This is a genomic window from Microbacterium sp. MM2322 (assembly GCF_964186585.1).
Classification (GTDB): Bacteria; Actinomycetota; Actinomycetes; order Actinomycetales; family Microbacteriaceae; genus Microbacterium.
In genome coordinates this window covers 2,145,375-2,164,113 of sequence record NZ_OZ075067.1, presented here as the reverse complement: position 1 = coordinate 2,164,113, position 18,739 = coordinate 2,145,375, and the positions used below count along the sequence as shown (strand labels likewise).

20 protein-coding genes are annotated in these 18,739 nt (G+C 68.2%); 17 read left to right on the top strand and 3 right to left on the bottom strand.

Annotated features, from left to right (window positions below; all coding sequences use genetic code 11):
* The 3 genes from rho to ABQ271_RS10610 are packed head-to-tail and all read left to right on the top strand — an operon-like array spanning position 1 to position 4,400.
* Positions 1-2,112 (top strand): transcription termination factor Rho, encoded by a 2,112-nt coding sequence (rho, locus tag ABQ271_RS10620; protein ID WP_349308730.1) that lies wholly within the window; start codon positions 1-3, stop codon positions 2,110-2,112.
* 10 nt (positions 2,113-2,122) lie between these two features.
* The gene (prfA, locus tag ABQ271_RS10615; protein WP_349308729.1) at positions 2,123-3,202 is read left to right on the top strand and encodes a peptide chain release factor 1; all 1,080 of its coding nucleotides are present in this window, start codon (positions 2,123-2,125) and stop codon (positions 3,200-3,202) included.
* A 31-nt stretch (positions 3,203-3,233) separates the two neighbouring features.
* On the top strand, positions 3,234-4,400 hold the full coding sequence (locus tag ABQ271_RS10610; RefSeq protein ID WP_349308728.1) for an aminotransferase class I/II-fold pyridoxal phosphate-dependent enzyme: 1,167 nt from the start codon (positions 3,234-3,236) through the stop codon (positions 4,398-4,400).
* Positions 4,401-4,404: 4 nt separating this feature from the next.
* Here ABQ271_RS10610 and epsC read toward each other — a convergent pair whose 3' ends face one another.
* Positions 4,405-5,010 carry a serine O-acetyltransferase EpsC gene (gene epsC, locus ABQ271_RS10605; RefSeq protein ID WP_349308727.1) on the bottom strand — a complete coding sequence of 202 codons (606 nt, stop codon included), beginning with the start codon at positions 5,008-5,010 and terminating at the stop codon, positions 4,405-4,407.
* Positions 5,011-5,039: 29 nt separating this feature from the next.
* Complete coding sequence (cysK, locus tag ABQ271_RS10600) at positions 5,040-5,975, bottom strand: cysteine synthase A (RefSeq protein ID WP_349308726.1); 936 nt, start codon at positions 5,973-5,975, stop codon at positions 5,040-5,042.
* Positions 5,976-6,105: 130 nt separating this feature from the next.
* On the opposite strand from cysK, the gene prmC reads away from it, so the two are divergent.
* From prmC to ABQ271_RS10535, 13 genes are all read left to right on the top strand, one after another.
* Positions 6,106-6,996: a peptide chain release factor N(5)-glutamine methyltransferase gene (gene prmC, locus ABQ271_RS10595; protein WP_349308725.1), complete on the top strand. Its 891-nt coding sequence runs from the start codon at positions 6,106-6,108 to the stop codon at positions 6,994-6,996.
* Positions 6,997-7,064: 68 nt separating this feature from the next.
* Positions 7,065-7,760, top strand: a complete 696-nt coding sequence (locus ABQ271_RS10590) for an L-threonylcarbamoyladenylate synthase (RefSeq protein ID WP_349308724.1) — start codon at positions 7,065-7,067, stop codon at positions 7,758-7,760.
* The gene (locus ABQ271_RS10585) at positions 7,757-8,917 is read left to right on the top strand and encodes an MraY family glycosyltransferase (protein ID WP_349308723.1); all 1,161 of its coding nucleotides are present in this window, start codon (positions 7,757-7,759) and stop codon (positions 8,915-8,917) included. Before ABQ271_RS10590 ends, ABQ271_RS10585 begins: the two co-directional genes overlap by 4 nt.
* Positions 8,914-9,408 (top strand): hypothetical protein, encoded by a 495-nt coding sequence (locus tag ABQ271_RS10580; RefSeq protein ID WP_349308722.1) that lies wholly within the window; start codon positions 8,914-8,916, stop codon positions 9,406-9,408. The genes ABQ271_RS10585 and ABQ271_RS10580 overlap by 4 nt, the downstream gene beginning before the upstream one ends.
* A gap of 108 nt (positions 9,409-9,516) precedes the next feature.
* Complete coding sequence (atpB, locus tag ABQ271_RS10575) at positions 9,517-10,329, top strand: F0F1 ATP synthase subunit A (RefSeq protein ID WP_349310891.1); 813 nt, start codon at positions 9,517-9,519, stop codon at positions 10,327-10,329.
* A gap of 46 nt (positions 10,330-10,375) precedes the next feature.
* Positions 10,376-10,621, top strand: a complete 246-nt coding sequence (gene atpE / locus ABQ271_RS10570) for a F0F1 ATP synthase subunit C (RefSeq protein ID WP_036312539.1) — start codon at positions 10,376-10,378, stop codon at positions 10,619-10,621.
* A gap of 31 nt (positions 10,622-10,652) precedes the next feature.
* The gene (locus ABQ271_RS10565) at positions 10,653-11,204 is read left to right on the top strand and encodes a F0F1 ATP synthase subunit B (RefSeq protein WP_349308721.1); all 552 of its coding nucleotides are present in this window, start codon (positions 10,653-10,655) and stop codon (positions 11,202-11,204) included.
* Positions 11,204-11,992, top strand: coding sequence for a F0F1 ATP synthase subunit delta (locus ABQ271_RS10560; protein ID WP_349308720.1), 789 nt, complete (start codon positions 11,204-11,206; stop codon positions 11,990-11,992). The genes ABQ271_RS10565 and ABQ271_RS10560 overlap by 1 nt, the downstream gene beginning before the upstream one ends.
* 73 nt (positions 11,993-12,065) lie before the next feature.
* Positions 12,066-13,706, top strand: a complete 1,641-nt coding sequence (gene atpA / locus ABQ271_RS10555; RefSeq protein WP_349308719.1) for a F0F1 ATP synthase subunit alpha — start codon at positions 12,066-12,068, stop codon at positions 13,704-13,706.
* Positions 13,707-13,729: 23 nt separating this feature from the next.
* Entirely contained in the window at positions 13,730-14,626 is an 897-nt protein-coding gene (locus ABQ271_RS10550; protein WP_349308718.1) for a F0F1 ATP synthase subunit gamma, read from the top strand.
* Between the two features lie 22 nt (positions 14,627-14,648).
* Positions 14,649-16,097 (top strand): F0F1 ATP synthase subunit beta, encoded by a 1,449-nt coding sequence (atpD, locus tag ABQ271_RS10545; RefSeq protein ID WP_349308717.1) that lies wholly within the window; start codon positions 14,649-14,651, stop codon positions 16,095-16,097.
* Position 16,098: 1 nt separating this feature from the next.
* The gene (locus ABQ271_RS10540) at positions 16,099-16,359 is read left to right on the top strand and encodes a F0F1 ATP synthase subunit epsilon (protein ID WP_349308716.1); all 261 of its coding nucleotides are present in this window, start codon (positions 16,099-16,101) and stop codon (positions 16,357-16,359) included.
* 63 nt (positions 16,360-16,422) lie between these two features.
* A complete protein-coding gene (locus tag ABQ271_RS10535; RefSeq protein WP_349308715.1) occupies positions 16,423-17,187 on the top strand; it encodes a peroxide stress protein YaaA in 765 nt (254 codons plus the stop codon).
* On the opposite strand, the gene ABQ271_RS10530 is transcribed toward ABQ271_RS10535, so the two are convergent.
* Positions 17,177-17,695 (bottom strand): DUF4870 domain-containing protein, encoded by a 519-nt coding sequence (locus ABQ271_RS10530; protein WP_349308714.1) that lies wholly within the window; start codon positions 17,693-17,695, stop codon positions 17,177-17,179. The two genes, ABQ271_RS10535 and ABQ271_RS10530, sit on opposite strands and share 11 nt — an antisense overlap.
* A gap of 177 nt (positions 17,696-17,872) precedes the next feature.
* Here ABQ271_RS10530 and ABQ271_RS10525 point away from each other — a divergent pair, with 177 nt between their 5' ends.
* Positions 17,873-18,691 carry a protein phosphatase 2C domain-containing protein gene (locus tag ABQ271_RS10525; RefSeq protein WP_349308713.1) on the top strand — a complete coding sequence of 273 codons (819 nt, stop codon included), beginning with the start codon at positions 17,873-17,875 and terminating at the stop codon, positions 18,689-18,691.
* The last annotated feature ends 48 nt before the right edge of the window (positions 18,692-18,739 follow it).

The following is an 18,739-nucleotide window of genomic DNA, read 5'->3' as shown; positions in this document are numbered from 1 at the left end:
GTGGAGTCCATCTCCGAGATCCAGACCGGCGACGACGTCGCCACCGGCAGCACGGCTGCCGAAGAAATCACCACGGATGCCGCTGGCACCGAGTCGACCGCGAACACGCCCGTCGACGCCGCCGAAGAGGCACCTGCCGACGACGAGGCTGCGGAGCAGCCCGCTGCGGCTCCGGTCGCCGACGAGGCCGCCACCGAGCAGCCGGTCGCCGAGAAGCGTCCGGCCACGAAGCGCCTGACGGCAGCCGAGAAGGCCGCCGCCGCCGCGGAGAAGTCCGCCGACGAGCAGCCGGCCGACGAGAAGCCTGCGAAGGCGCCGCGCAAGCGTGCTCCGCGCCGCGCCAAGAGCGCCGACCTCGCCGCCGCGGAGGCCACCCCCGTCGCCGACGAGGCCCCCGCCGCCGACAGCCCCGCCGTCGAGACCCCCGCTGCAGAGGCTCCCGCCGCGGCGGCTCCCGTTGCCGAGGCCGACGTACCTGCAGCCGAGACGCCCGCGACGGACGCCCCTGACGCGAACGCCGCGCCCGAGGCTCCCGCTGAGCAGGCTTCCGCTGAGCAGGCTCCCGCTGACACGAACGCCGCCGCAGCCGCATCCGCCGACGACACCGACGGTGCCGGCGAGGGCAACAGCCGCAGCCGTTCGCGCAGCCGCAGCCGCAGCCGCAACCGCAACAAGGGCGAGAACGCCCCGAACAACAACGGGCAGAACGGCAACGGGCAGAACGAGAACGCCCGCGGCGGGAACGCTCAGAACGACAACTCGCGAAACGACAACCCCCGGGGCGACAACTCCCGCGGCGCCAACGCGCAGAACGCGCCCGCCGACAAGCCGGCCGTCGAGTCGACGTTCGACGACGAGCAGGGCCAGGGTCAGGGACGCGGCCGTCAGCGCAACAAGCGCCGCGGACAGACCACGAACGACGAGTTCGACACCGAGATCGGCGAGGACGACGTCCTCATCCCGATTGCCGGCATCCTCGACGTCCTCGACAACTACGCGTTCGTCCGCACCACGGGGTACCTCCCCGGTCAGAGCGACGTCTACGTCTCGCTCGGCCAGGTGAAGAAGTACAACCTCCGCAAGGGTGACGCCGTCGTCGGTGCGATCAAGCAGCCGCGCGAGGGCGAGCAGTCGAGCCGCCAGAAGTACAACGCGCTCGTCAAGGTCGACGCCGTCAACGGCCTCTCGGTCGAAGACGCCGCGACGCGTGTCGAGTTCGGTCAGCTGACCCCGCTCTACCCGCAGGAGCGCCTCCGCCTCGAGACGGCGCCCGAGAAGCTCACGCAGCGCATCATCGACCTGGTCGCTCCCATCGGCAAGGGCCAGCGCGGCCTCATCGTCGCGCCCCCGAAGGCCGGTAAGACGATCGTGCTGCAGCAGATCGCGAACGCGATCGCGACGAACAACCCCGAGGTCCACCTCATGGTCGTTCTCGTCGACGAGCGTCCCGAAGAGGTCACCGACATGCAGCGAACCGTGAAGGGCGAGGTCATCGCCTCCACCTTCGACCGCCCCGCCGAGGACCACACGACCGTCGCCGAGCTCGCCATCGAGCGTGCGAAGCGCCTCGTCGAGCTCGGTCGCGACGTCGTCGTGCTGCTCGACTCGATCACCCGTCTGGGCCGCGCCTACAACATCTCGGCGCCCACCTCGGGCCGTGTGCTCACCGGCGGCGTCGACGCCTCGGCGCTCTACCCGCCGAAGCGCTTCTTCGGTGCGGCGCGCAACATCGAGAACGGCGGATCACTCACGATCCTCGCCACCGCGCTCGTCGAGACCGGCTCCAAGATGGACGACGTGATCTTCGAGGAGTTCAAGGGCACCGGCAACAGCGAACTGCGCCTGTCGCGTCAGCTCGCCGACAAGCGGATCTTCCCCGCCGTCGACGTCAACGCGTCGAGCACGCGCCGCGAGGAGATGCTCCTCTCGGCCGACGAGGTCAAGATCACGTGGAAGCTGCGTCGCGCCCTCGCCGGCCTCGACCAGCAGCAGGCCCTCGAGGTCGTCCTCGGCAAGCTGAAGGAAACGACGTCCAACGTCGAGTTCCTCGTGCAGATGCAGAAGTCGATGCCGGCCCCGGCTGCCGGCGGCCACGAGAACAGCATCCGCTGAGCCTTCCTCCGTGTTCGAGTCCGTTCAGACGCTGATCGACGAGCACCGCGCGGTCCAGGAGGAACTCTCCGACCCCGCGGTGCACGCCGATGCGTCGCGCGCCAAGCGCGTCAACCGGCGGTACGCGGAGCTCTCCCGCATCGTCGCCGCCTATGACGCCTGGCGTGGGTCGGAAGAAGACCTCGCGGCGGCGCGCGAACTCGCGAAAGAGGATGCCGCCTTCGCCGAGGAGGTCCCGGCTCTCGAGCAGCGGCTCGCCGACACGCAGGAGAAGCTCCGGCGCCTCCTCATCCCGCGCGACCCCGACGACGCGCGCGACGTGATCCTCGAGATCAAGGCGGGAGAGGGCGGCGCCGAGTCGGCGCTGTTCGCCGCCGACCTCCTTCGCATGTACCTGCAGTACGCGGCATCCCGGGGCTGGAAGACCGAGCTCCTCGAGCGCAACGAATCGGACCTGGGCGGCTACAAGGACGTTCAGATCGCGATCAAGGGCTCCTCGACCGATCCGGCACAGGGCGTTTGGGCGCACCTCAAGTACGAGGGCGGCGTGCACCGTGTGCAGCGTGTCCCCGCGACCGAGTCCCAGGGGCGCATCCACACTTCCACGACCGGCGTCCTCGTCTTTCCCGAGGTCGACGAGCCCGAAGAAGTGCAGATCGACGCGAACGACCTCAAGATCGACGTCTTCCGATCGTCGGGTCCGGGTGGACAGTCGGTCAACACGACCGACTCCGCCGTCCGCATCACGCACGTGCCGTCCGGCATCGTCGTCTCGATGCAGAACGAGAAGAGTCAGCTGCAGAACCGTGAGGCGGGTATGCGCGTTCTTCGTGCACGCCTGCTCGCGAAACAGCAGGAGGAACGTGATGCCGCGGCATCCGACGCCCGCCGGTCGCAGATCCGCGGGATGGACCGCTCCGAGCGCATCCGCACGTACAACTTCCCCGAGAACCGCATCGCCGATCACCGCACCGGGTACAAGGCCTACAACCTCGACCAGGTGATGGACGGCGCGCTGGGGCCCCTCATCGACTCCGCGATCGCCGCGGATGAAGAGGCCCAGCTGGCGGCTGTCGGCTCGGAGGGCTGACCCGGCATCGGCCGGGGCGAAGGAGGAGACCATGGCGTCGCATGCATTCGACGGCATCACCGAGGAGCAGCTCCGCTCCCGCGGCAGCATGAAGTGGACGGATCACCCCGGCACGATCGGGGCGTGGGTCGCCGAGATGGACTTCGGTGTCGCGCCTGTCATCAGAGACGCCCTCGAGCGCGCGCTCGACGACGGCGCCACGGGGTATCTCCCCACCGCCTTCTCGGCGGAGCTCGCTGAGGCGACTGCGGCCTGGTACGCCAGGACCACCGGCTGGGAGGTCGACCCCGGCCGCATCCACCCCCTTCCCGACGTGATCTCGGCCTTCGAACTCGCGATCGAGCGGTTCAGCGCTCCCGGCTCGGCGGTCATCGTCCCGACGCCTGCGTACATGCCCTTCCTCTTCGTGCCCGAGATGCACGGGCGCCGCGTGATCCAGGTGCCGAGCATCGAGGTCGAGGGTCGGATGACGATGGACCTCGACGGCGTCGCTGCGGCCTTCGACGATGGCGGGGGACTGCTCGTCCTCTGCAACCCCCACAATCCGCTGGGGACCGTCGCCACCCCCGCCGAGCTGGCAGCGATCGCCGAGGTCGTGCATGCGAAGGGCGGCCGGGTCTTCTCCGACGAGATCCACGCTCCTCTCGTCTACGCACCCGCGCGCCACGTGCCCTACGCGTCCGTCTCCGACATCGCCGCCGACCACACGGTGACCGCGGTGTCGGCCTCGAAGGCCTGGAACCTCGCGGGCCTCAAGTGCGCGCAGATCGTCCTCTCCAACGAGGCGGATGCGATCGCGTGGGAGGAGTTCGGTCCGTGGGCGGGCCACGGCACCTCGACCCTCGGTGTCATCGCGAACACGGCCGCGTTCACCGACGGCGGGCCCTGGCTCGATGACGTCGTGACCTACCTCGACGGCAACCGGCGTCTGCTGGTCGAACTGCTCGCGGAGCACGCGCCGCGGGCGCAGGTGCGGATGCCGGAGGGCACCTACATCGCGCTCATCGACGTGCGAGACTACCGACTCGAGGGAGACCTGGGGGAGTGGTTCCGCGAGCACGCCGGAGTCGCGATGACCGACGGGCTCGCCTGCGGCGACGCTGCGGCCGGACACGTCCGCTTCGTCTTCTCGCTGCCGCGTCCGCTCCTGCGCGACGCCGTGGAGCGCATCGGCCGGGCGCTCGCAGCCCTCGACTGACGACTCAGATGTGGTACTCGGGCGCCATCAGGATCGCCCGGGTGTCCTCATTCGTCGCGCGTCGCCGCGCCCGCGCCGGCACTCCCACCAGCACCGAGTCGGCCGGGGCATCCTTCGTGACGACGGCGTTCGCGCCGATCACCGAGTGCGCCCCGATGACGACGGGTCCGAGGATCTTCGCGCCCGCTCCGACGGCGACACCGTCTTCGAGGGTCGGATGCCGCTTGCCCGCATCCCGGGTCCGTCCGCCGAGCGTGACGCCGTGGTACAGCATGACGTCGTCGCCGACCTCGGCCGTCTCGCCGATCACGACGCCCATGCCGTGATCGATGAAGAAGCGCCGCCCGATGCGGGCGCCGGGGTGGATCTCGATGCCCGTGAGCCAGCGGGTGAGCTGCGAGATCGCCCGCGCCGGGAACCGTCGGCCGCGCCGCCACAGGGCGTGCGCGACCCGGTGGCTCCACACGGCGTGGAGCCCCGGGTATAGCAGCGCGATCTCGAGACCGCCGCGCGCGGCGGGGTCCCGCAGCTTGGCGGAGGCGATGTCCTCGCGGATGGAGCCGGTCGCCGTGGCGATGCCGCGGCCGAACGAGGAGGCGATGCGGGGCACGGCGGACCTTTCGGGAGGTGTCGTGCGGGTCAGTCGCGGAACTCCTCGAAGAGCGCCGTCGAGAGGTAGCGCTCGCCGAACGACGGGATGATGACGACGATGTTCTTGCCCTCGGCCTCGGGGCGGGCGGCGACCTGGAGCGCAGCCCAGATCGCGGCACCCGACGAGATGCCGACGAGGATGCCCTCGGTCGTCGCGACCTTCTTCGCGATCGCGATGGCGTCGTCGAACGTGACGTCCTGGACCTCGTCGATCACGCCCTGATCGAGGATCGGGGGGATGAAGTTGGGTCCGATGCCCTGGATCTTGTGGGGGCCGGGCTTGCCCTCGGTCAGAAGGGGCGAGTCCTTGGGCTCGACGGCGACGACCTTCGCGGACGGCACGCGCTCCTTGAGGACCTGGCCGACACCCGTGATGGTGCCGCCGGTGCCGATCCCGGCGACGAAGTAGTCGACCGCGCCGTCGGTGTCGCGGAGGATCTCCTCGGCGGTGGTCTTCCGGTGGATCTCGACGTTGGCCTGGTTGGCGAACTGCTTCGCGAGGACGGCGCCGGGGGTCTCGGCGGCGATGCGCTCGGCCTCGCCGACGGCGCCCTTCATTCCGAGGGAGGGGTCGGTCAGCACGAGCTCGGCGCCGTAGGCGCGCAGCAGCATCCGTCGCTCCGTGGACATCGACGACGGCATCGTCAGGATGACCTTGTAGCCGCGGGCCGCGCCCACCATGGCGAGGGCGATGCCGGTGTTGCCGCTCGTGCCCTCGACGATCGTGCCGCCGGGCTTGAGCTCGCCCGAGGCCTCTGCGGCATCGACGATCGCGATGCCGAGGCGGTCCTTCACGGAGGATGCCGGGTTGTAGAACTCGAGCTTCGCCAGGATCGTCCCGGGCAGGCCCTCCGACACGCGGTTCAATCGGACGAGGGGGGTGTTGCCGAATGCGCTGGTGATGTCGGAGTGGATGCCGGTCATGGGATGCCTTCCGTGTGGATGGAGAACGAGGTCGCGGTTCAGGTAGCCGCGATGCGCCCACCAGCCTACGGTCCTCGCACCGCCCGTGGCCCCGTGTGACGCCGGACGGCGCGGTATCCTGGGGTCTCCCATGTCGACTTCACGGATCTCCGACGCGCCCGCGGGCAGCGACCTCGCCCCGCTCGTGCGGAGCGCAGCCGAGCGTCTCGCCGCCGCCGGCGTCCCGTCCGCCGACGTCGATGCGGAGCTCCTCGCCGCCCACGTTCTCGGCATCGGCCGCGGCGAGCTCGCCGCAGCGATGATCCGGGGCGCCCGGATGCCGGAGCCCGAGGCGACCCGGTTCGCGCAGGTCATCGAGCGGCGCGCCTCCCGCGAGCCGCTGCAGCACCTCACGGGCAGGGCGCCGTTCCGCCACCTCGAGCTGCGGGTGGGTCCCGGCGTGTTCGTTCCTCGCCCCGAAACGGAGATGGTGGCGCAGCTCGCCATCGACGCGCTCCGCGAAGCTCCGGGGCCCGACCCGGTCGCCGTCGACCTCGGCACGGGCAGCGGAGCGCTCGCGCTCGCGCTCGCGACCGAAGTGCCCCACGCGCGGGTGCACGCGGCGGAGAACTCCGTCGACGCGTTCATCTGGGCGAAGGAGAACTTCGCGGACCACGCTCCCCACGCCCGTCTCGCGTTCATCGACCTGGCCGACGCGTTCCCCGAGCTCGACGGCACCGTCTCGGTCGTCGTCTCCAACCCGCCCTACGTGCCCGACGACGCCATCCCGCGTGACCCCGAGGTGCGCTTCTGGGATCCGCCCGCCGCTCTTTATGGCGGGGCCGACGGCCTGGATGTCGTCCGGGTCCTCTCCGGCGTCGCACTCCGCCTGCTCCACCCCGGGGGCACGCTCGTCATCGAGCACGGCGAGTGGCAGGGTGCCGGCATCCGCGATCTGCTGACGGCCGACGGCTGGCGCGGAACCGCGACGCATCCCGATCTCACTCTGCGCGACCGCGCCACCACCGCCCTTCGTCCTTGACCGTCTCCTGATCCCGCTCCGCCGTTTCGCAGGCGGGCCAGGTCCCCTCCTCGTAGAATGCTCCGGATATGTCTCCCGTCCTCGACTGCCGTGACGCCGATCAGTTGCTGCCCGCTCTCCGCCAGGCTCGCCAGGCGATCGGCCGCGGTGAACTCATCGTGATGCCGACCGACACCGTCTACGGCGTCGCCGCCGACGCCTTCAACGCGTCCGCCGTCGCCCGTCTGCTCGCTGCAAAGGGCCGCGGACGGCAGTCTCCGCCGCCGGTGCTCGTCTCGGGACCCGACACGATGCGTGCCCTCGTGGCAGAGGTGCCCGAGGCGGTCGATCGCCTCGTCGAGCGTTTCTGGCCCGGGGGGCTGACGATCGTCCTTCCGGCCCAGCCGTCGCTCCGGTGGGATCTCGGAGAGACGCGCGGCACCGTCGCGGTCCGCATGCCGAACGACAAGTTCGCACTGGAACTGCTCGAGGACACCGGTCCGCTCGCGGTGTCGAGCGCGAATCTGACGGGCAAGCCCGCCGCACTCGAGATCGAGGCGGCGATCCAGATGCTGCAAGACAGCGTCTCCGTCTACCTCGACGGCGGCCTCGTCGACACGGGCGTCGCGTCCACGATCATCGACGCGACGGGTCTCGTCGGCCGCGAGAGCCGTCCCGTGACCGTGCTCCGCGAGGGGGCCATCTCGCGCAGCGACCTCCGGGAGGTGCTGGGCGACCTCCTCGAGCCCGACCCGGTCGACCCCGACGAAGCCGACGCCGCGTGAGGGACTACCTGTTCGCGTTCGTCATCACCGGCGGCCTCACCTTCGTCTTCTCGTGGGTCGTGTGGCGCGTGGCGATGAAGTTCGGGCTCCACCCGGCCATCCGCGAGCGGGACGTCCACAAGAACCCGACGCCGCGCCTCGGCGGTGTGGCGATGTTCATCGGGATGCTGGGCTTCTTCGTCCTGTCCTCCCAGCTGCCCGCGTTCGCGATCGTGTGGCAGGAGCCCTCGATGGTGTGGTCGCTCCTCGGCGCTGCCGCACTCATGGTCGTGGTGGGCGTCGCCGACGACCTGTGGGACCTCGACTGGATGATCAAGCTCGGCGCCCAGTTCGTCGCCGCCTGGATCGTCGTGTTCCTTGGCGGCATCCAGATCTTCTATCTGCCCTTCGGGCAGCAGGTCGTCGTCTCGAGCTGGGTCAGCATCAGCCTGTCGATCCTGCTGATCGTCATCGTCATGAACGCCGTCAACTTCATCGACGGGCTCGACGGTCTCGTGGCCGGCGTCTGCCTCATCGCCAACGCTGTCTTCTTCGCATACTCGGCGATGCTCGTGCGCGATTTCGACAACAGCGAGCAGAGCAACACCGGCGTCTTCATCGCGATCGTGCTGCTCGGGATGTGCGCCGGCTTCCTGCCCTTCAACTGGAACCCCGCACGGATGTTCATGGGGGATGCCGGTGCGCTCCTGCTCGGACTGATGATGGCGTCGTCCGCGATCGTCGTGACGGGAAACCTGCCGCCGAACCTGCTCAGCGACAACGACCTTTTCGGTCGGTCGCAGCTGCTCGGTGCCTTCATCCCGGTGATCCTCCCGGTCGTCATCGTCCTGCTCCCGCTCGTCGACTTCGGGCTTGCCATCGTCCGTCGTATGGCGCAGGGGAAGTCGCCGTTCTCTCCCGACCGCAAGCACCTGCACCACCGGATGCTCGATATGGGGCACACCGACCGCAACGCCGTCTTCGTCTTCTACGCGTGGACCGCCGTCGTCTCCCTCTCCGTGCTCCTCATGTACATCGGCACGACGAAAGGCTGGCCGGGGCGTTACTGGCCCGGCGTCGTCTTCCTCGTCGTCGGGTGCATCGCCTGTGTCGTCGTCACCCTGCCCCCCGCGCGCCGCATCCGGCGGGTCGCGCCCGACCGGAAGGTCCTCTCATGAGCGCCCCGTCCTCCACGCCCATGCTGCGCACCGCCCTCGTCTGGTCGGGGATCGTCACCGCGATACTCGCCGTCATCGGGGGAGTGGTGGGCCTGCTCACTGCGGGAACCTCGGGGCTGTGGAGCGCCCTCGTGGCGGTGCTGATGGCGGCGGTCTTCCTCGCGTTCACGATCGTGTCGATCCTCATCGCGAACCGCTTCTACGGGGACCCGCTGTTCGTCCCCATCTTCTTCGGCTCCGTCATGGGCGGCTGGATCCTGAAGTTCGTCGTGTTCCTCGTCGTCCTCTTCGTCCTGCGCGATCAGCCGTGGCTCACCCCGATGGTGTTCCTCGTCGCGCTCGTCGTGAGCATCGTGGCATCCCTCGTCGTCGACGTCGTCGTCATGATCCGCATGCGGATCCCGGCCGTCAGCGACGCCAGTCTGCCCACCGCCGCGCAGGTCGAGGAGGGCGAACGGCGCCCGGGGGACTCCAGCACGCCGCAGGACTGATACGCTGTTCTCGAGCCCGCCTGAACCCCGACGGGAACGTCTGCGGAGTCAGCTCACCGACCATCGTCGCCCGATCATAAGATCGACGCCCCGAAGCTGGAGCCAGCGCTGTTTACTCAAGCTGCGACCCTGATCGCTACTGCCGCCGAAAAAGCCCCTGAAGAGTTCCACGGGCCGTCCATCTCGGAGTTCTTCCCGGAGACGATCTTCCAGATCGGTTTCCTCGAGGTCAACCGGATCCACCTGATCCAGTTCCTCTCGACGATCGTGATCGTCCTCATCTTCTGGCTCGGCACCCGCCGCATGACGGTCGTGCCCGGCCGCTTCCAGAGCGTCGTCGAGATGGGCCTGGACTTCGTCCGCGTCAACATCGCCGAAGACCTGCTCGGCAAGAAGGACGGCCGCCGGTTCCTGCCGATCCTCACCACGATCTTCTTCATGGTGCTGTTCATGAACATCACGGGTGTCATCCCGGGTCTGAACATCGCCGGCACGTCGATCGTCGCCGTCCCGCTGCTTCTCGCGTTGGTGGCATACGTGACGTTCATCTACGCAGGCCTCAAGGCGAGCCCCGGGAACTTCTTCCGCAACTCGCTCATGCCTCCCGGGCTGCCGTGGTTCCTCTACATCCTGATCATCCCGCTCGAGTTCCTCTCGACCTTCATCATCCGGCCCGTCACTCTGACGCTCCGACTGCTGATGAACATGATCGTCGGGCACCTCATGCTGGTCCTGTTCTTCGCAGCGACGCAGTTCTTCCTCTTCACCCTGGGCGGCTGGTTCTCGGCGCTCGCGGCCGGAACGCTCGCCTTCGGGTTCGCCTTCACGCTGTTCGAGATCTTCGTCGCCTTCCTCCAGGCATACGTCTTCGCCATCCTCACCGCGGTCTACATCCAGCTCGCGGTGGCAGAAGAGCACTAAGCGGTCCGGCGCACGCCGAGCCATCCAACCGAAAGGAAACACCTCCGTGGACGCAACTACGGTTCTCGCCGCCCTGCACGGCAACATCGCCACCGTCGGCTACGGTCTTGCCGCCATCGGTCCCGCCATCGGCGTGGGCATCGTCGTCGGAAAGACGATCGAGGGCGTCGCCCGTCAGCCCGAGCTGGCCGGTCGTCTTCAGGTCCTGATGTTCATCGGTATCGCCTTCACGGAGGCGCTCGCGTTCATCGGCATCGCGACGTACTTCATCTTCACGAACGTCACTCCGTAATCTCGCTTCGATCGCACTGTAAGGAGACAGGATGCTGAACGCTCTTGTCATTGCTGCCGAAGAAGGCGAGTCGTACAACCCGCTGTTCCCGGCGATCTACGACATCGTCTGGTCTGCGGTCTGTTTCGTCGTGATCCTCTTCGTCTTCTGGCGGGTCGCCCTGCCCAAGATGCAGGTTTTGCTCGACCAGCGCGCTGCTGCCATCGAGGGCAACATCGCGAAGGCCGACGAGGCCCAGCGCCAGGCCGAGGCTGCTCTCGAGGAGTACACGGCTCAGCTGGCCGAGGCTCGCAAGGAAGCCGGCGAGATCCGTGAGACCGCCCGCGAGGACGGCAAGAAGATCGTCGCTGAGGCGAAGGACAACGCGTCGGCCGAGGCCGCGCGTCTGACCTCCGCCGCGCACCACCAGATCGAGGCCGAGCGTCAGACCGCGCTGGTGTCGCTGCGCAGCGAGGTGGGCACGCTTGCCCTCGACCTCGCCGGCGGCGTCATCGGCGAGACGCTGTCCGACGACGCCAAGGCCAAGGCCGTGGTCGACCGCTTCCTGGCTGACCTCGAGTCTTCCGAGAAGGCGGCGAAGTAATGGGTAGCGCGACCACTCAGGCTCTCGCGGCGACGACGTCGGCCCTCACGGCCGCGCCGAGCGTCGACCTCGATGTCGCCCGCGAGCTCTTCGCCGCGGTCCGCGTCTTGGCCGGCTCGTCGCAGCTGAGCGGCGCGCTCTCCGACGCGTCGGTGCCCGCCGAACCTCGACGGAACGTGGTGTCGAGTGTCTTCGGCGGGTACTCGGCAGCGACTGTGTCGGTTCTCGACGCGGCCGTCTCGGAGCGGTGGTCCTCCGCGGGGGATCTGATCTCGGGCATCGAAGAGGCCGGCATCCGTGCCGCCGCGATCGCTGCACCGCAGGTCGACCTCGAGGCGGAGCTCTTCTCCGTCGCTCGGACGATCGCCGCGAACCCCGAGCTGGAGCTCGCCCTCGGCAGTCGCCTGGGCGACTCCGCCGCCAAGGGGGCGCTCATCGAAAAGCTGCTGGGCGGACGCGCATCCGAGTCGACGGTCATCGTCGTCTCGTCGCTCGTTCAGGTCCCGCGTGAGCGGCGCGTGCGCTCGATGCTCAGCCGTGCGCTGCGTGTCGTCGCCGACCAGCGCGGACGCGCGGCAGCAACGGTGTTCGCCGCGTCTTCGCTGACCGCCGACCAGACCTCGCGTCTGCAGAGCACGCTCGCGGTGCGCTACGGCACCGACATCTCGCTGAACGTCGTCATCGACCCCACGGTCGTGGGCGGTATCCGCATCGAGATCGGCGACGACGTGATCGACGCCACCGTCTCGTCCCGGTTGAGCGACCTCCGCCACCGCCTGGCGGGCTGACTTTCCCGCTCCACCGAGGAGCGGACCCGGCGGGCCAGCTGCTCGCCACAAGACCTCACTAAGAAGGAAGACCATGGCAGAACTGTCCATCAGCCCCGACGTCATCCGTGACGCGCTGAAAGACTTCGTCGCCGCCTACGAGCCCACCGGGGCCGCGGCGACCGAGGTCGGCACCGTCGTCGACGCCGCGGACGGCATCGCCCACGTCGAGGGTCTGCCCGGCGTGATGGCGAACGAGCTCGTGCGTTTCGCGAACGGTGTCGAGGGTCTCGCGCAGAACCTCGACGAGCACGAGATCGGTGTCGTCGTCCTCGGCGACTTCTCCGGCGTCGAAGCCGGTCAGAAGGTCACTCGCACCGGTGAGGTCCTCTCGGTCGGTGTCGGAGAGGGCTACCTCGGCCGTGTCGTCGACCCGCTCGGCAACCCGATCGACGGTCTCGGCGAGATCGCCACGACCGGTCGTCGCGCTCTCGAGCTGCAGGCCCCCGGCGTCATGCAGCGCAAGTCGGTCCACGAGCCGATGCAGACCGGCATCAAGGCCATCGACGCCATGATCCCCGTCGGCCGCGGCCAGCGTCAGCTGATCATCGGTGACCGCCAGACGGGCAAGACGGCGATCGCGATCGACACGATCATCAACCAGAAGGCCAACTGGGAGTCCGGTGACGTCACGAAGCAGGTCCGCTGCATCTACGTCGCCATCGGCCAGAAGGGCTCGACCATCGCTTCGGTGAAGGGCGCGCTCGAGGACGCCGGTGCCATGGAGTACACGACGATCGTCGCGGCCCCGGCATCCGACCCCGCCGGCTTCAAGTACCTCGCGCCGTACACCGGCTCGGCCATCGGCCAGCACTGGATGTACGAGGGCAAGCACGTCCTGATCATCTTCGACGACCTGTCGAAGCAGGCCGAGGCCTACCGCGCCGTGTCCCTGCTCCTGCGCCGCCCGCCGGGCCGCGAGGCGTACCCCGGTGACGTCTTCTACCTGCACTCGCGTCTGCTGGAGCGTTGCGCCAAGCTCTCCGACGAGCTCGGTGCCGGCTCGATGACCGGTCTTCCGATCATCGAGACGAAGGCCAACGACGTCTCGGCCTACATCCCGACCAACGTGATCTCGATCACGGACGGCCAGATCTTCCTGCAGTCCGACCTCTTCAACGCCAACCAGCGTCCCGCGGTCGACGTGGGTATCTCGGTCTCGCGTGTCGGTGGTGACGCTCAGGTGAAGTCGATCAAGAAGGTCTCGGGAACGCTCAAGCTCGAGCTCGCCCAGTACCGCTCGCTCGAGGCGTTCGCGATGTTCGCGTCCGACCTCGACGCCGCGTCGCGTCGTCAGCTGGCTCGTGGTGCGCGTCTGACCGAGCTGCTCAAGCAGCCGCAGTATTCGCCGTACCCCGTCGAGGAGCAGGTCGTCTCGATCTGGGCCGGAACGAACGGCAAGCTCGACACCATCGAGGTGGAGGATGTCCTCCGCTTCGAGCGCGAGCTGCTCGACCACCTCAAGCGGAACACGTCGATCCTCGACACCCTGCGCGACTCCAACGTTCTCGACGACGCCACCGCCGGAGAGCTCGAGAAGGCGGTCGACGCCTTCGTCCTCGAGTTCCAGGGCGGCAAGGGCCACGCGCTCGGCGCACCGGGCAACGAGTCGGTCGCCGCTGCGGAGGTCGATGACGTGAACCAGGAGAAGATCGTCAAGGGCCGCCGCGGCTGACGCCGACGGGAGACTCATAACCAATGGGCGCACAACTCAGGGTCTACAAGCAGAAGATCTCTTCTGCTCAGACGACCAAGAAGATCACGAAGGCGATGGAACTCATCGCGGCTTCGCGCATTCAGAAGGCCATGGCACGCGTTCGCGCGTCCAGCCCCTTCGCGCGGGCCGTGACGCGCGCCGTCTCCGCCGTGTCGACGCACTCGAACGTCCAGCACCCGCTGACGACGGAGCGCGAGGAGATCCGCCGGTCCGCCGTCGTCGTCTTCGGTTCCGACCGAGGCCTCGCCGGCGCGTTCAACTCGCAGGTCATCCGCGAAGCGATGCAGCTCGGTGAGCTGCTGCGCAGCCAGGGCGTCGAGCCGGTGTTCTACCTCATCGGTCGCAAGCCGGTCGGGTTCTTCCAGTTCCGTCGGATCGCGACGGCGGGGGAGTGGATCGGTGACACCGACACCCCGCAGTTCGCCACGGCCGAGGAGATCGCGAAGGCACTCATCGAGGCGTACGAGCTCGGTGGTGGCGACGGTGGCGTGGACGAGATCAACCTCGTCTACAACCGTTTCGTCAGCATGATGACGCAGACGCCGGAGACGGTCCGTCTGCTGCCGCTCGAGGTCGTCGAAGCGGAGGACACGGCATCCAGCCAGGTCTACCCGCTCTACGAATTCGAACCGGATGCCGAGACGGTGCTCGACGCGCTTCTGCCGGTGTACGTGCAGAGCCGCGTGTTCAACGCGTTGCTGCAGTCGTCCGCCGCGAAGCAGGCCGCCACGCAGAAGGCGATGAAGTCCGCAAGCGACAACGCCGACAAGCTCATCACCGACTACACCCGCCTGCGCAACAACGCGCGTCAGGCAGAGATCACGCAGCAGATCGCCGAGATCGTCGGCGGCGCCGACGCCCTGGCGTCGAGCAAATAGACCATACGAAAGAAGAGAAGCCATGAGCCTCACCGCTGAGAAGACGGAGACCCCCGTCGTCGGTCGCGTCGCGCGCGTCACCGGCCCGGTCGTCGACATCGAGTTCCCGCACGACTCGATCCCCGAGATCTACAACGCCCTCAAGACCACGATCACGATCGACGGCGAGTCGACGGAGATCACGCTCGAGGTCGCACAGCACCTCGGCGACGACCTCGTCCGCGCCATCTCGCTGAAGCCCACCGACGGCATGGTCCGGGGCCAGGAAGTGCGCAACACCGGCGGCCCCATCACGGTCCCCGTCGGCGACGTCACCAAGGGCAAGGTCTTCAACGTCACGGGTGACGTCCTGAACGCCGCTCCGGGCGAGACCATCGAGATCACCGAGCGCTGGGGCATCCACCGCCAGGCGCCGAACTTCGATCAGCTCGAGTCCAAGACCGAGATGTTCGAGACCGGCATCAAGAGCATCGACCTCCTCACCCCGTACGTCCAGGGTGGAAAGATCGGCCTCTTCGGTGGTGCCGGTGTCGGCAAGACCGTCCTCATCCAGGAGATGATCCAGCGCGTCGCGCAGGACCACGGTGGTGTGTCGGTGTTCGCCGGTGTCGGTGAGCGTACCCGTGAGGGCAACGACCTCATCGCCGAGATGGAAGAGGCGGGGGTCTTCGACAAGACCGCCCTCGTTTTCGGCCAGATGGACGAGCCGCCCGGGACGCGCCTCCGTGTCGCCCTGTCGGCGCTGACGATGGCGGAGTACTTCCGCGACGTCCAGAAGCAGGACGTGCTCCTCTTCATCGACAACATCTTCCGCTTCACGCAGGCCGGTTCCGAGGTCTCCACGCTGCTGGGCCGCATGCCCTCCGCCGTCGGTTACCAGCCGAACCTCGCCGACGAGATGGGTGTGCTCCAGGAGCGCATCACCTCGACCCGCGGTCACTCGATCACCTCGCTGCAGGCGATCTACGTCCCCGCCGACGATTACACCGACCCGGCTCCGGCGACCACGTTCGCCCACCTGGACGCGACGACCGAGCTCTCGCGCGAGATCGCATCGAAGGGTCTCTACCCCGCGATCGACCCGCTCACCTCGACGAGCCGCATCCTGGACCCGCGCTACATCGGTGAGGACCACTACCGCGTGGCCACCTCGGTGAAGCAGATCCTGCAGAAGAATAAGGAACTGCAGGAGATCATCGCGATCCTCGGTGTCGACGAGCTCTCCGAAGAGGACAAGATCGTCGTGTCGCGTGCACGCCGCATCCAGCAGTTCCTCTCGCAGAACACCTACATGGCGAAGAAGTTCACCGGCGTCGAGGGCTCCACGGTCCCGATCAAGGAGACCATCGAGTCGTTCGACGCGATCGTCAAGGGTGACTTCGACCACGTCGCCGAGCAGGCGTTCTTCAACGTCGGTGGCATCGGCGACGTCGAAGAGAAGTGGGCTCAGATCCAGAAGGAGAACGGCTGACATGGCGCTGACCGTCACCCTCGTCTCCGCTGAGGCGGAGGTCTGGCACGGCGAGGCGAGCCTCGTCATCGCCAAGACGGTCGAGGGCGAAATCGGCTTCATGGCCGGCCACGAGCCCGTCCTCGCCATCCTCGCGGAGGGCCAGGTCCGGATCACGCAGTCGAACGGCGAGAAGATCGTCGCGACGGCGGAGGACGGCTTCCTCTCGATGGAGAACGACGAGCTCACCATCGTGGCGGGGAACGCAGCCCTGCAGTCCTGACACCCTTTCCACACAGCGCCGTCCGGTTCGCCGGGCGGCGCTGTGCATTTCCCGGAGGTCTTCGTGCTCATCCTGTTGCCCCCGTCCGAGACCAAGCGGCCCGGCGGGGACGGCCCGCCGTTCCGGGCGGACGGTCTCGCATTCCCGGAGCTCGTCGAACAACGTGAGAGTGTCGTCGACGCGCTCGTCGCGCTCAGCGCCGACGAGGATGCCGCGGCTCGGGTGCTGAAGCTCTCTGCACGGCAGCGCGCGGAGGTCGCCGTGAACGCCGCGCTCCGGACCTCGCCGACGCTCCCGGCTGTCGATCGGTACACCGGGGTCCTCTTCGATGCGCTGGATGCCCCGACCCTCGAGCAGGCGGCTCGCAGCTGGCTCGCCTCCCACGTCGCGATCCATTCCGCGCCGTTCGGCGTCGTCGCGGCGCTCGACCCGCTCCCGGCATACCGTCTGGGCGCCGGCATCCGTGTTCCCGGCCTGCCGGCGATGCGTGCGGTCTGGGCGGATGCCGTCGATGCCGCGATCGCTGCGGCATCCCCGTCCTTCGTGCTCGACCTGCGGTCGGAGGCCTACGTCGCGTTGGGCCCCGTGCCGGCGGACATTCCTCAGGCGTACGTCCGCGTCGTCTCGGAGGGGCCGGACGGCGCGGTGCGCGCCCTCAACCACTTCAACAAGCACGCCAAGGGGGAGCTCGTTCGCAGCTTCGCCCAGACGCGCCCCGATGTCTCGGGCCCTGCTGACCTCATGCGATGGGCGCAGGACGAGGGAATCGTCCTGCGCCCATCGGCGGCCGGCGAGCTGGAGCTCGTCGTGCGGTCTGTTACGAGATGAAGCGGAGCGTCACGGGGTAGCGGTAGCTGCCCCCCGCGTTGACGCGGACGCCGCCCAGGATCGAGAAGATGACGTTCACCACCCAGACGGCGAGCGGGAGAAGCCCCACGAGCAAGCCGAGAACAGGGATCCAGCTGAAGATGAGCGCCAGGATGTTGGCGACGATGAAGGCGATCGTGACCGTGATCTGCCAGTTGAGGGCTTCCTTCCCCTCGGTGTTCGTGCGCGGTCCGCGGTCCTTGAACACGAGCCAGATGATCAGCACCGGGAGGAACCAGAGGATCCCACCGAAGTGGGCGAACGACGCCCACTGCTTGTCCTGATCCGGGGAGAGCGGACCGGAGGCTGCCGGCTGTGCGTACGGCTGCTGCGGGGGCTGTTGCGTGTACGGCTGCTGCGGGGGCGGCGCGGAATACCCTCCCGGAGCCTGCCCCGGAGGGGGCGTGGGGCTGCCTGCGGGAGGGGGAGACGCGGGTTCGCCCTGCGGCGGCGTGTTCGGGTCTGACATCGGTGTGCCCTTCTTTCGGCGTGGCCGCGGGCGCGGCGCTCAGCGGCTCTGCGCTGCCTCAGCGAAACCGTAGTGCTGCCGGGGAGGTGATGGCAACGGGTAGTGACGCAAGATGACGGGGATCGCGTCCACTAGAGTGTGAGGACGCTGCACCGATCAGGAAAGAAGGGTGGGAGCGTGCCCGAAGCCGTCACCTCATCCCGCGTCGTCTCCTCCGTCACGGGCTCCATCGAGGTGCGCTGGGCCGAGGTCACCCATCAGGGCCGGCGCCGGGAGAACAACCAGGATGCCGTGCTGTCGGCCTTTCCCCTTTTCGTCGTCGCTGACGGCATGGGTGGTCACATCGGCGGTGAGATCGCGAGTTCTCGCACGGTCGAGCGGTTGTCCGCCGCGGTGACCCGGGGAACCGTCACTCCCGAGATCATCGAGGATGCTCTCGAGCGCGCGGTCGACGACATCGCCTCGCACACCGAGACCACCGACGACGGCACCGGGACGACGGTGACCGGCGTCTATCTGGATCTGACCGGCGACGAGCCGACGTGGGTGACCCTCAACATCGGCGACTCCCGGGTGTACCTCCTCCGCGACGGTGCGCTGGCGCAGGTGACGACGGATCACTCGGTCGTCCAGGAGCTCATCGCCGCTGGCAGGCTCAGCCCCGAAGAGGCGGAGAACCACCCGTACGGCAACGTCATCACCCGCGCCGTGGGGCCGAGCGACGGCGTCGTGCCCGATTACGTCCGCCTCGAAGTCGTCGACGGCGACCGGTTCGTCGTGTGCAGTGATGGGCTCACCAAGGAGCTCACGGACTACGGCATCCTTCACTTCCTGCTCCAGCACGAGGATCCCGCTGCAGCGGTCGACGCGATGCTCGAAGCTGCGCTCGAGAACGGCGGTCGCGACAACGTGTCGATCATCGTCGTGAGTACGCGTCTGCTGTCGGCCGACGACGACACGTCGACGGTCGAGATCTCCTCCCCAGTCTCGTCCTGACGCGTCCTGTCCACAGGACGCGCCGATTCTTCGGGACGGATGCCGGGT